The sequence below is a fragment of the Halomonas sp. MCCC 1A11062 genome (assembly GCF_021404355.1).
Classification (GTDB): Bacteria; Pseudomonadota; Gammaproteobacteria; order Pseudomonadales; family Halomonadaceae; genus Halomonas; species Halomonas aerodenitrificans.
In genome coordinates this window covers 19,042-32,141 of record NZ_JABFTW010000005.1, presented here as the reverse complement: position 1 = coordinate 32,141, position 13,100 = coordinate 19,042, and the positions used below count along the sequence as shown (strand labels likewise).

The window sequence follows — 13,100 nt, the reverse complement described above, 5'->3', positions numbered from 1 at the left end:
TGGCGTGGGAGAGCGCCCTAGCGCTGCGCACCCATGATGAAGAGATCTACTCGACCGCTTGCTACACCGGCCGCCTTGGGCCGAATTGGCTCCCTCAGATGACGTCGCGGTGGGGCTCTGGCCGACCAGCGACGACTGCGCTGAATTTATGGGCAGAGCTGCTAGTTGATGAGACAGCGTTCTGAAAACGCGGCCAAAACTGGCAGCTCATGCCTCTCGTCACTTAAATTATCAACAATGCGGCAGCAATGGCGATGCCTGTCGTACCCATCATGATAACGCAGAAACCCATGATATCACGCGCCTTGAGCCCGGCAATTGCCAGCACGGGCAGCGCCCAGAACGGCTGAATAAGATTGGTCCAAGCATCACCCCAGACAAAACCGATGATAACGTTCGAAATATCCGCGTTCAGTGCCTGGGCTGCTTCGACGAGGATCGGCCCTTGAACCGCCCATTGCCCACCACCTGAAGGTATAAAGATATTTAGCACGCCCGCTGAGAGAAAACTGACGAACGGCAATGTACTAGCCGTCGAGATGCTGGTAAATCCCTGCGCAAGGCTAGCCCCCAGGCCCGAGGCCCCCATCATGCCCATGATGCCGGCATAGAAAGGAAACTGGATCAACACGCCCGAAACACCACGCGCAGCTTCATCAATTGACGAGAGAAAACTGCGAGGACTGGCATGCAGCGCCAGGCCCAGAAAGATAAGTACAAAAATGATGATATTAAGATTGAGTCCGCCGCCATTCATGGCATACACGGAAACCGAAGCAAAACCAAGAGCCGCGCTGGCCCAAGCGAGCGTCTTGGAGCGCTCTATGCGCTCGGCCGGACGAAGTGTCTCCGACGGGCTGTCCTTGACGTCTTCGTCCCTGAGCGTGTCGATCTTGACTGTCACCGGCTTGCTGATGCCGCGCATCAAAAAACGGCATGTTAAGGGCAACACGACGAGGATCGCGGCACAGATACTTAGGTTGAGCACTCCGAAGATCGTTTCGCTGGTAGGGATCAAACCCACCTGGTCCTCCAGAAAATGCCCCGGTGTAGCGACAAGTAGCGTTGCCGATCCCGACAGTCCGGCATGAAAACTCATGAACCCGGCATAGGCACTGGCCACCAAGAGCCGATAGTCGACACCCTCGACACGCCGTGCCAGTTCGCGAGCCAATATGGCGCCGGCCACCAGGCCCATGCCCCAGTTGATCCAGCAAATGACAAGCGTAGTGAAGCTCACTGTCAAAATGGCACGCCCCGGCGTTTTCGCCACGTCAGCGATGCGATCGACCAAGCCCATGAACAAGGGAGTACGTGCTACGGTGAATCCGGCAACGAGGATGAGGGTCATCTGCATCGCAAAGCTCAGCAGATTCCAGAACCCATCCTGCCAATAGCCAAGCATCGCGACCGCTCCTTGCCCTTGGAAAACCATTCCGGCTACGAACACGATTAATGTGATGAAAAGTACCAAGATCAGCGGATCGGGCATGTATCGATCAAACGCATTAACGAAACCTCCGGTAAATGTCTTGAGCATGCTGCGCTCTTCACCGGGCTTCAACTCCTGAACGCTATCTCCCCCCCCTTGAGCCACTATGGGGTTTGGTCTTTGATTGGACATGACACTTACCTCTGTTGGATTTGTTCTATATGGCTATTGTTACTCGCGTCAGCGGCACTGCCTGACAGGTCAGGCACTGATTTCCTTCTGGTTCGCTGCCTCCAAGATGAGCGACCTCTCCGTCGACAAGCTTGCAGATGCAGCTCTCGCATTGGCCAACGCGACAACCGCTAGGCAGCGCGAAGCCGTGCTCAAGGGCAGCATCGAGTAGCGAGCCCAATTCTGGGCGCCACTCAAAGCTGCACCCGGTCCCTCCGATGTGAACCACTTGTGGCTGTAAATCGATAGGCACAGGTTTAGGTGAGGTAAAGACCTCAGACCAGATATCGTACGGCGGAATACCGAGCGCACTCATTGCCTGCATCGCACTTTCTGTAAAACTGGGTGACCCACAGATGTAGACAAGAGGCCTGCTTGGTAAAAGTGGTGTTACGGCCGTGAAATCCACACGGCCATGTACCGCATAATCCTTACCTGCCGCATCGCTCGGCAGAGGAGCAGAATATGCCGTAATGCGATGTACCCTGGGCAGCTCCTGGCAAAGTTCGTTCAACCTCTCTAAAAGGGGATGCTCGACACCACTTCGACACCCGTGCAGCAGCAAGATATCGGCTTTGCATCCCTCTACGGCAAGGCGTTCCAAGACGCTAATGAACGGCGTGATGCCAATGCCTGCCGCAAGAAAGATGAGGGGACGGTCGCTACAAGTGGGTGGAGTGAAAATACCTGTTGGATTTTTAAGCTGCAGCTGATTTCCCACAGATAGTTCGTGAATGGCGGCAGAGAGCGATTTCCCTTCACGCGCATCGAACTCTGTACCTTGGCAACGGACGGCAATCGACAGTTTGCTGGATGGCAGCCCGGAACCAATCAAGGAATAGCAACGAACGGGACCACCTTCGGCAATACGGGTAACAACATGCTGTCCTGGTAGGAACTCTGGCACCGCCTTGCCATCCAGTGGCGTCAGATCAAGAGCGACAATATCGCTCCCTTCGACCTGCACTCGTGTGACAGTGAAATCGCGCCAATCATTCCAGCGTCCGATATTCCTTGTTGGATGAGGGCTGATGTCACAAAGCACGGCGCGTAATGGGACAGACCCACTGACGGGGTCACGTGATGTGTCGCTCAACACAGCATTGATATTGCTAGTATTGTGTCCGAATACAGGTGACGAGCTACGGTTTAGGGCAAGTGAAGCCTGCCACCAACCGAAGTCGGCTATGATCACACGGTCATCCAGCGACTCGTTCAGCATCACCCGTAGTGCAGCCTTGCCGTAAGAAGTGGTGACATAAGCCCAGTCCCCTTCGAAGAGTCCGCGTGAGCGTGCCAGTGCCGCGCTGATTTCCACTGTTGGGTCAGGTGATTTTTTTCGTAGAGACGAGATATGCCGGTGCGAGGTATGCACGAACCAACCAGACTTTGCGGTAGTCAACGTAAGAGGTAAGTTTGTCCCTGCACGCCGCCCACGTAACGGACTCTCTTCCGGCTCGATATGGCAGGCAATAGCAGGATAGCTAATATCCAACAGTTGCTCCGAATAAAGCTCGACAAGGCCCGAGCCGGTAGGAAAGCCTTTGAGCCGCGCATTTCCATCGGGAAGGGAGTACTTCTTCATTGAGTTTTTTTGTTGGAACCGGCTTCCGCCAGGCAATTTCTTTAATTCGTCGACCGTCACACCCAACGGAGAAAGCTGCCAGTTCCAACCCGCCTCGATACTGCCGCCAAAGAAATCACCTTCATGCCCCAAGCGGCAGGCAAGATCGAAAACGATTTCGTAGTCGGCACGTGCGTCGAACTCACACTCGACCATTTTCGAACGGAACTGGATGGTCTCTACTGCGGCCTGGTCGATTTCAAAGCCTATCTTTAGTGCATCGCGCTCGGGTGGAAGATTTACCGGGAGAATGATATCCGCACATTCCGCTGTCGGATTCATGAAAACATCCGCATGAACATGAAAGTCCAGCGCGTTCAACGCCGTCACGTTGCGCTCTGCATCGGCCTGCGATACCACCAAATTGGTTCCGAAGCTTACCAATGCCTTGACTCGGTAAGGCTGATGCTCAATGGCAGCCTGACTAAAATCACGAGCGGTAACCCAGCCCCGGGACGGCGGACCAAGCGGAAGTTCGGCAAGGCCAAGTGTCTTTTCCTTCTGCCCTTTTGGTAGAAGCGATAGTTGATTGACGGCACGCGTAGGTGGTGGAGTGGGCCATATATTACCACCTGGTAGATCGTACGCGCCTGTCAGGGCATATAAGCTAGCAATGGCACGTTCGATAGCCGTAGCATTGGTATGCTGCCCGACACCTGTCCACGAATGGTAGGCCAGTTTTGGACCATCTTCTAGCAAGGTATAGAATTGTATGAGATCGGCCTCGTCCACCCAACTGACTTCAGCGACATGTGCTGTGGTGTATGGCTCGGCAGATTCCCTCAAGAGTGAGAAAACCGTTCTGGCAGAAAACTCTGTGCCACTCCGATCAATCAATCGAATCTCATGATCGAGCATGAGGTTATCGGTCACTGTATCGGCGGCTCTGGGGTCGAAGCTTTGCGGCTTTCCGCTCCCATCGACAACGACAAAACCCTGAAGATCAGTTCCTTCCCAGAGGTCTCCTGGACGCACAAGGCGGCCTGTTTCAAGGTTTACCAGAAGGCATGCATTCGTCCAGCGGCGGACAAACGCATCGTTATAAGTCTCCGTCGAGATCAGATGGCGTATGGCGCCCATAGCGAGTGCCGAATCGGCGCCCGGCCGAACTCGCAGCCATAGATCAGCTTGCTGTCCAGATCCATTTGGCTTGGGATCGATGACAACAACATTTGCGCCTCGGCTGCGAGCGTCAGCAATTCGGCTCGCCTGCGCAAGCCAGGTTCTCGCGGGGTTATGGCCCCAAAGAAGAACAACGTCGGCATTTTCATAGTCAGCGAAGCCGATACCACGCCCAAAAGTCAGCTCATGTGCATAATCCTTGTGCCACCCACATACCTCGACAGCGTAGATTAGATTGGGTGATCCAAAGCATCGGACAAAGCGTTCGACCCATTCGAAACTATCCACCATCGGCGTCCCGCTTGGTGTCGTAATGGCGAATGCCACTGCTTCAGCACCATCCTCCTCTCTGATGGAAGCCAGCGTGGTAGCGATTTCGTCGAGCGCCTCTTCCCAACTCACTTCCTTCCATTGGGGATTAGGGGCTCCCTTGGGTGAGATTCGCCGGAGAGGAGACCTTAGCCGCTCGGGACTTTTAACCATCTCGGGCAAGGCGCGTCCCTTCGCACAGAGAGCACCGCCGGTTGGGTGGTCGCGAAGGGGCTCGACGGATAGGACACGCTTGCCATCCACGACCGTCTCCGACCCGCATCGTGAACGACAGAGGGTGCAGTATCCTTTCAGCCGTTGCTCTGTCATGATGCACCTCTCGCCGTAGACGCTTTACTGTAGCGCGCTACCATAATGCACCTACAGGCTGGACTTGTCAACCGCAAGGCAATATCATGATGAGAGTGGTCAGAAACCAGGCGATCAATGCGATGCAAGAGAACCTTCGTGAGCGTATCCTGAAGCAGCTGAGGTCGGAGATCATTTCGGGAGAAAGCCCTCCTGGCACCCTTTACTCCGTTCCTGCACTGTCGGCCGAGCTTAGCGTTTCGACGACGCCGGTGCGTGAGGCGTTGCTTGAATTGGCAAATACCGGCTTGGTAGAGCCAGTCCGAAACAGAGGGTTTCGGGTATCACGACCTACCAAGAAACAGCTACATGATCTCTTCGATATGCGCGACCTATTGGAGCTTCAAGCTGCCAAGCTGATGATGGATAAGGCGTCGTGTGATACGGAAATGCTCAGGGAATATGCTCGAGAGATCGAGCGAGCCGTGAACGATGATGATGTACGTGCTTACCTCATCGCCGACCGTTCCTTTCACGATGCAATGTTTTCAGCCTCCGGCAACGAATTGTTAGCACAGACGGCACTAGCTTTTCGGGACAGGATGCGCCTCTTCGGGATTCGATCGGGTGCCGGGATAGATCGGCAACGTGAGTCCGTCGAGGAACATTACCGCATTATTGACCTCATTGAGGCTGGCGAGAAAGATGAGCTGCTCAGGCTCTTGCATTATCACATTCGTAGCTGGGAACCGATTTTCGCCGCAGCCCTAGAACAAGACGCCCTTCGTCATCGAAAGAAAAGAACCTTGGAGAGCTAGTCATGTCTTGGAAAGTGAATGAACGGGGATTGGTCCTCATAGGCTGCGGGCGTATGGGCGGGGCCTTACTAGACGGCTGGCTTGCCAGTGGGATTAATCCTTCAGCCGTTCATGTAGTGGATCCGTTTCCACGCGCGGAGCTCAGAGAGCTTGGCGTGAATGTGGGAGGAATATTACCGCACGCACCTGCAGTCGTCGTTATCGCAGTTAAGCCACAGTCTTTGGATACTATCGCAGAAAACTTACCCTCAATAGGTGAGGACACCCTCGTTCTGTCGGTAGTTGCAGGTATCACCCTTTCATCGTGGGAAGCACTTTTCCCCCACTCCCCTATTGTCCGGGCAATGCCGAATACACCGGCAATGATTCGCCAGGGCATAACGGCTATCATCGGAAACGACAAAGCTGAACGGAAAGATGTCGCTCTTGCCTTGGAGGTCATGGAGGCTGTGGGTGATGTGGTGGAGCTTAACGAAGAAACTCAAATCGACGCTGTCACCGCACTTTCTGGCTCAGGACCCGCCTATGTATTTTACATGATCGAATCCATGGCAGCAGCAGGTCAGGCGGAAGGGTTGCCTTTAGAAATAGCACTGGACCTTGCAAAGAAGACCATTGCAGGTTCTGGAATGCTCGCCATAGAAGCCAACGAATCTCTAAGTGACTTGCGCCAAAGCGTAACATCCCCAAATGGTACGACAGCAGCAGGTCTTGACCAACTGATGTCACCCGAGCAAGGGCTGCCGTCCTTAATATTGAGAACCATTTCCGCGGCTGCCAAGCGTAGCCGTGAGTTGGCGCGCGGACAATAATAAGAATCTTCTGGAGATTTAGGTTGAGGGATTGTGCTTTTTAATAGAAAACTAGCTTCTTCACCTTGTCCTTCCCCCCGGAACTCGGTCCACAGCCAATGTAGGTTTTCCGCCACGTTTAGCCTCATAGCAGGAGATCTCGCAATGATGCGTAACCGACATACCGAAGATCATCAGTAACCCCAGGCCAACGAGCGCGGCATCTCGATCGCCGAACTGGCTCAGCAGAACGGCGTGACCTAGCAGACCATCTACCGCTGGAAGGCCAAGTACCGCGATATGGAGGTCCACATATCGAACCCAAACGCGACATTGCTCCACGAGTGGGAGCAACCTGTGCATCATAGTAGCTGGTAATAAAGCCATTCCCTTAAGTCTAACCCTAACGACTTTGCTTGCCTGCATACGCACCGGGAGAACGGCCCTCGTGCCGGACAAATGCCATCCCGAAGGCGCTGGCGGATCCATAACCGACCCGCAGGGCGATCTCCATATTGGTAAGTTTACCCTGCCTTAGCAGGGTCTTGGCGATGGCCATGCGCCAGTCCGTCACGTATTCCATCGGCGCACGTCCGATTTCCTTTCGAAACTTCTCGAAGAAGCCGGAGCGGGACATGCCCGCGTCCTTCGCCAACCCAGCGACGGAAATTTCGCCACCCGCATCCGAGTGGATGCGCTGCAAGGCGGCGGCCAGTCGCGGGTCTGACAGCCCGCGCAGTAGCCCCGCTGGCATGTCCACGGCAGCCCCGGAGCGGAGCGCCTCGATAAGTAGCACCTCCAGAAGCCGCTCGAGGATCAGCTTACGCCCCGGCCGGTCGGCGCGGGTCTCCTCGTGGATCACCGGCACCAGAGCCATCAGGCGGGCGTGGCCGGAGACATGGATCATCTCGGGCAGCAGTGACACTAGCAGGGCACTTGCGGGTGCTTCGAAGCGGCAGTGCCCTACCAGCGCGCGCATCCCCACGGGGGCGTCAGCGGGGCCGAGACGAACCCGCCCGGGGCCGATTTCAAGCGGCCGGCCCGGCCCCTTCGGTTCCGGAGGCACCTCACTGGTCATGCGAAAACCATGCAGATCGGGGATCAGGATGAAGTCTCCGGCCGACAGCGTGACCGGCGCCTGACCGGTTACCTCAACCCGACAGCCCCCCTCGACGATCGCGCAGTAGAAGGGGCTGGCCATGTCATGCCGCTCGACCTGCCACTGGCCTCCCGCCTCAACCATCTTCGAGATGGACACCGCCGGTTTGAGCAGCGTGACGACGCTGGACAGGGGGTCTTCGATACTATCGAGCATACTTTTGGACTCTTGATGAATAATTATGGACATTCGTTTATAGAATGTACATACGCTGCTGTCTATCCTCTCTTGCACATCAGACGAGGAGACCAGATATGCCCCGTATACTCATCACCGGCACCTCTTCGGGCTTCGGACAGTCCATCGTCGCGCAATTCCTTGACCAGGAATGGGAGGTCATCGCCACGATGCGAAATCCTTCTATCGAGGGCCTGCCCGTTTCGGACAACCTGCGGCTGCTGACCCTCGATGTAACCGACGCGGAGAGCATCGCCGCTGCCATTGCTGAAGCGGGCCCGCTCGACGCTTTGGTGAACAATGCTGGCGTCGGCATGCTCAACGTGCTGGAAGGCGCCGAGATTGCCCATGCTCGCGAACTCTTCGAGACTAACGTGTTGGGTACCATGGCCATGACTCGCGCCGTGATGCCTGGAATGCGCAACCGCCGAGGCGGCGTGATCGTTAACATCAGTTCCAGCGTGACCCTGCGCCCGTTGCCTGCCCTGTCGATCTATAGCGCTAGCAAGGCAGCGGTAAATGCCTTCACCGAGAGCTTCGCGCTGGAGGCCGCGGAATTCGGCGTGCGCGTACGGCTCGTCTTGCCCGGCAGCGCGCCCGAGACCTCCTTCGGACGCAATGCCGTGGCCCGTATGGGCATGGACGTGCCAGAAGCCTATGGTCACTTCGTGCAGGCCTATTTCCAGCGCCTCCAGTCCGCTACCGAGCAGACACAGGCCCGCGATGTCGCGCAGGCAGTCTGGCGTGCCGTCACGGATGAGTCCGTCCCGATGAAGATACCCGCCGGCGCCGATGCCGAAACATGGTTCCGCGAAGAAGGCCTCACCGCCGCCTGACCTATGAGGCACGGCAGAGGCATCGCACCCGGACCTTCCAATGAGGCGAACAGATGAACCGACTGATCAACCTGTCCCGTGCCTTGCCGACGCCGGAACCCACTCTGACCGTAGCCTACACGCCGATCCGCCTGGAGATGCCTGGCCGCCAAGCACTGGAGCTGCGTCTCACCGCACCCACCATCGGGGACGCCTTGCCGATCGTGATCCTGTCGCACGGTTTCGGTCCGTCGAACTATATCCCCTCGAAGGATGGCTACGCCCCGCTCGCCCAGTTCTGGGCCGAGCGGGGGATCGCCGTCATTCAGCCAACCCACGCCAGTTCACGGGTCGGTGGGCTTGACCCCGACTACCCTGAAGGCCCCTTCTTCTGGCGCGAGCGCGTGGTCGAGATGCGTGCAATCCTCGACCAGTTATCCGAGATCGAGCGGCAGGCTCCTGCCATCACAGGACGGCTGGACCACGACCGGATCGCCGTGGCGGGCCACTCCTTCGGTGGCCAAACCTGCAGCCTGCTGCTTGGCGGGCGTTTACAGGGGGAAGATTTCTCCGATCCACGCGTCCGCGCTGGCATCCTGCTGGCATCCCCGGGGCGCGGTGGCGTCGATCTGACGCCCGAGCATGCCAAGCGCTTCCCCTTCTTTGATGTGGATTTCAGCACCATCGAATTGCCGACGCTTGTGGTCTGCGGCGCGCAGGATAATCCGCATTTCACGCGGCGTGGCCCCGAGTGGCACGCGGATGTCTTCCATGACGCGCCGGGGGCCGATACGCTGCTGACGATCAGTGGCGTGGGCCATGGGCTCGGCGGAATCGCGGGGCTCGACGCGAGAGAGACCGAGGTAGAAGATCCCGAGGCGCTGGAGGCGACCCGGCGTTTGATACTGGCCTGGCTGAGGAGCAAGTTCTCCAACGAGCAAGACGCCTGGACACAGAGCCAGGCCGCGCTCCGAGATAGCGTGGCCGCCATCGCGAAGATCACTATGAAAGAAAGCTGAGACGAGGTCTCATGTCAGCTCGCCGTCATATTTTGGCAGTGGCTTTAACCCGCTCATCGAAAATTCGCCGGTGCGGCTTCGAACGGCCGGTGGCTCGCTGCTTACCGTGCTAGCCCACAACTTTAGTCAGTTCCGTACATGGGTGAAACTCGGCCTGACGCCAGTCACACAGCTTCAGCTTTTTTCTTTTGAGCCTGACCTTGACGCACCTCGACCACAAGAGGCGATTGACGTGATCCTCAATGCTGCAGAAGCAGTCAAAGACTGCAAAACAAAAAATGGCCGAGAGATATAGGCCTGTATGCCCAGCTCCCGACCATGAAAGCTCGTGGTTATGCCGAGCCTTAAGGATACTCGATAATAAATTCTTCTTTGGGTACGCGTACTTTTTTCATCGGCGCTAGCCAATCCCGCTCTTTATCCGAATAGCCGATATACATAAGGGAAACGCTGCGTAAACCTTGCTCTCGCAAATTCAAAACTTCATCGATCACCGCATTGTCAAACCCTTCTGCGGGAGTAGCATCAATTCGAAGTTCGGCTGCCTGTACTAGTGCCATACCGAGTGCGATATAAGTCTGGCGCGCAGCGTGCGAAAAATTTTCTTCCGGCGGTTGATTTGTATAGACCGTCTTGAGCTGATCTGTGTAGCTTCCAAAGCGTCCCCGGGGCAGGCCACGCTCGTCGGTCATCCTATCGTATACACGGTCTATTCTTTCGACGGTATAGCGATCCCAGGCAGCAAATACTAATACATGGGAGCACTCCCGCATGCAGTCTGGATTAAGCGAGCCGGGTATCATCCTATCTCGAAGCTCGCTGTCTTCGATCAATACGATCCGAAAAGGTTGAAGCCCCGAGGATGTAGGCGCCAACCGTGCCGCCTCCACTATTCTGCCGATATCTTCATTGCTGACTTTTCTCGTAGGATCGTACGCTTTAGCAGCATAACGCCATTGCAAATCATCCAATAATGACATAACAAATTCCATTGGTTTAATTAAGGGTGCTTTCTCAAGCCTGACTGACCAGATCCACTCATACAATGCTGCATTGTATAATTAACCCACCTTGAGCACTTTAGCTCCCGCACTAATGAGCTCGTTCAGGAACCAGTCTGCATCGATAAGATGTTCTGGAAAGTAGAGACCTGGCGAAACGGGTGGCTGGCCTTCCAGTCCGAGAACCGTCGAAAGCGTGAGTACAACACTGACGCCCGTCAGTGTTGCTTGGCCCCTCGTAAACTCAAGGCACGCGCGACGCGTTTGAGGTTTGCCGCCAACCTCGCCCTCAATTTCCACGACGAGTTCAGTCGCTATGCTGCCTCCTCGCAGCCGGCTCGAAGAGACGCTGCTGGCAATATCGAAGCGAACGTCGTCCGCACCGGTCATGGCGTGGAGACTGACCACATCATAGGGAGCGAAAGCCATTGCCTCGAGATCCCGGCCGTCGACAGCTTTGATCGTTCGCGTTGTTGCGGCGCCGGTTAGCCAGACGCGATGTCCGTTTTTAAATGCAAGGATGCCTATCCCACCTTCACTACCCCGTTGCATGTCGGCTATGGCGGCAGGACCGGTTGCATCCAGGTCGTCCACGATTGCTCCCACCTTCACGGATCGAACTGTATCCAGTGACTTTACGCTGGCCTGCGTTAGGAACACCGCGGTTCCGCCATGCCAATGGCTCGATAGCACGATTGGCGATGCCTGGGGGTGTCGCATGAAATGGGCCATCTCGGCACCCACTTCGGCTAGCCAGTTTCCGATACTCAGGTAAGGCACGCCCTTTTCCTGCGCCAGTGCTAGGCCTTTGAGTCCCTCGTCGGGCACCAGCATCACGACAGCGGCCAGGGGAACGTCTCTCGAAAGACCGAGGCCCGGCTTGTCGACATCGACTTCAATCGCCTCGGCGGAGCCTAGCTCGCGTGCGACAGCCTGGGCCTTTTCCAGATTGCGGCCTCCGATCAGGATTGGGATGCCCGCCTGCCGTTCGCGGAATAGCTTTACCGTGCGCGACCCGACGACGCCCGAGCCGCCGACGAACAGTACTTTTTCTGTCATCTCTTCCATCATCTTCACCGTTCTATAAAAGTGGTTTGGTTGGATGCTCTGCATATCAGGCCTTCGCAATTACAGAGGGCACGCCAGTTATCGGTGGCCGCTCTTAAAGGCTCAATGGGGTGCGTAGTGTCGCTCAAGCCAGGCAATGACCAGCCGGTTCAACTCTTCTGGCTTTTCCTCTGGTGTCCAATGCCAGGTGTCGGCAAGGACATGCGTTTCGAGATCCGGCACATGGGCCTCCATCCCATCCATCATGCTCGGCCTGAGCACCACATCGTTGGCTGCCGCTACCATCAGCGACGGCACACGAACGGTTTGATCGATATCAAGCCCCGCCTCCCAGTTGCGTGCGATGTTGCGGTACCAGTTGATGGCGGGAGTGAAACCGGTGCGCTCGAAATGCCTGACGTAGTAGTCCAATTCGGTTGAGGTCAGGACGTCGTTCCCAGGGAGTTCCGCCGGTGCGGGCTGGCCGTAATACTCCATATTCAGGATTGCCTCAGGCAGGCTATCCCAGCCTTCCGGCGTGCCGAGGTCCTTACGCATCGCGCCTCTCAAGGTGCCCCGTATGTCCTGGTTCATGATGTCATCGGCCGTTTGCCCATCCTGGAACATCAGCACGTACATCTGAGGGCTGTAGACCTCCTGCATTTGGGCGATGGGATCGATGTGCGGATCTGCCATGAAGTCATGCCCCTCCGGCAATGCGGCATTGACGAGATCCGGGTGGAGCCAAAGCATCCAGTGAGGGATGTGCGGTGTATTGAGCGAGATCACCCCGGCAATGCGCTCTTCATGGAAAAGCGCCATCTGCCATGCGAGAAGGCCGCCCCAGTCATGGCCCATGACGATTGCATTCTCCACATCGAGCGCATCCATCAAGCCGGCAACATCTCCCGTCAGCTGGGCGATGTCGTAGTCTTCGACTGCAGTGGGGGTGTCACTAAGACCGTAGCCTCGCAGGTCGGGTACGATCACGCGGTAGCCCGCGTCCACCAGTGCGGGGATCTGGTGGCGCCAGGTGAATGCCAATCCGGGAAAGCCGTGAAGCAGAACAATGGCCGGTCCGGCCCCAGCTTCATACACTGCCAGGTTGATTCCATTGGTTTCGACCATGCGGGCCGGCGGCATGACCGTGGGTTCAGCGGCCCACGAAAGAGAAGGCATGCCCGCAGAAAGCATGGCGGCGGCCAAGCCTGTGAGAACAGCTCTACGCGAAAGGTTGATCATGATC

General features: G+C 56.6%; 10 protein-coding genes. 4 read left to right on the top strand and 6 right to left on the bottom strand.

Annotated elements, in window-relative coordinates; all coding sequences use genetic code 11:
• Positions 1-223 precede the first annotated feature (223 nt).
• Both HOP58_RS06910 and HOP58_RS06905 read right to left on the bottom strand, forming a co-directional pair.
• Positions 224-1,540, bottom strand: coding sequence for a TIGR00366 family protein (locus tag HOP58_RS06910; protein WP_234259924.1), 1,317 nt, complete (start codon positions 1,538-1,540; stop codon positions 224-226).
• Positions 1,541-1,649: 109 nt separating this feature from the next.
• Positions 1,650-4,892, bottom strand: a complete 3,243-nt coding sequence (locus HOP58_RS06905; protein ID WP_234260039.1) for a molybdopterin-dependent oxidoreductase — start codon at positions 4,890-4,892, stop codon at positions 1,650-1,652.
• A 242-nt stretch (positions 4,893-5,134) separates the two neighbouring features.
• Between HOP58_RS06905 and HOP58_RS06900 the strand changes: the two genes are divergently transcribed.
• Complete coding sequence (locus HOP58_RS06900; RefSeq protein WP_234259923.1) at positions 5,135-5,845, top strand: GntR family transcriptional regulator; 711 nt, start codon at positions 5,135-5,137, stop codon at positions 5,843-5,845.
• A gap of 2 nt (positions 5,846-5,847) precedes the next feature.
• Positions 5,848-6,657, top strand: a complete 810-nt coding sequence (proC, locus tag HOP58_RS06895; protein ID WP_234259922.1) for a pyrroline-5-carboxylate reductase — start codon at positions 5,848-5,850, stop codon at positions 6,655-6,657.
• A 382-nt stretch (positions 6,658-7,039) separates the two neighbouring features.
• On the opposite strand, the gene HOP58_RS06890 is transcribed toward proC, so the two are convergent.
• Positions 7,040-7,951, bottom strand: a complete 912-nt coding sequence (locus HOP58_RS06890) for an AraC family transcriptional regulator (RefSeq protein WP_234259921.1) — start codon at positions 7,949-7,951, stop codon at positions 7,040-7,042.
• A gap of 98 nt (positions 7,952-8,049) precedes the next feature.
• Here HOP58_RS06890 and HOP58_RS06885 point away from each other — a divergent pair, with 98 nt between their 5' ends.
• A complete protein-coding gene (locus tag HOP58_RS06885) occupies positions 8,050-8,808 on the top strand; it encodes an SDR family oxidoreductase (RefSeq protein ID WP_234259920.1) in 759 nt (252 codons plus the stop codon).
• 53 nt (positions 8,809-8,861) lie between these two features.
• Positions 8,862-9,806 carry an alpha/beta fold hydrolase gene (locus HOP58_RS06880; protein WP_234259919.1) on the top strand — a complete coding sequence of 315 codons (945 nt, stop codon included), beginning with the start codon at positions 8,862-8,864 and terminating at the stop codon, positions 9,804-9,806.
• A gap of 344 nt (positions 9,807-10,150) precedes the next feature.
• On the opposite strand, the gene HOP58_RS06875 is transcribed toward HOP58_RS06880, so the two are convergent.
• From HOP58_RS06875 to HOP58_RS06865, 3 genes are all read right to left on the bottom strand, one after another.
• On the bottom strand, positions 10,151-10,786 hold the full coding sequence (locus tag HOP58_RS06875) for an NAD(P)H-dependent oxidoreductase (protein WP_234259918.1): 636 nt from the start codon (positions 10,784-10,786) through the stop codon (positions 10,151-10,153).
• Between the two features lie 81 nt (positions 10,787-10,867).
• Positions 10,868-11,920 (bottom strand): hypothetical protein, encoded by a 1,053-nt coding sequence (locus tag HOP58_RS06870; RefSeq protein WP_234259917.1) that lies wholly within the window; start codon positions 11,918-11,920, stop codon positions 10,868-10,870.
• A gap of 57 nt (positions 11,921-11,977) precedes the next feature.
• Positions 11,978-13,096, bottom strand: a complete 1,119-nt coding sequence (locus HOP58_RS06865) for an alpha/beta hydrolase (RefSeq protein WP_234259916.1) — start codon at positions 13,094-13,096, stop codon at positions 11,978-11,980.
• Positions 13,097-13,100: the final 4 nt, after the last annotated feature.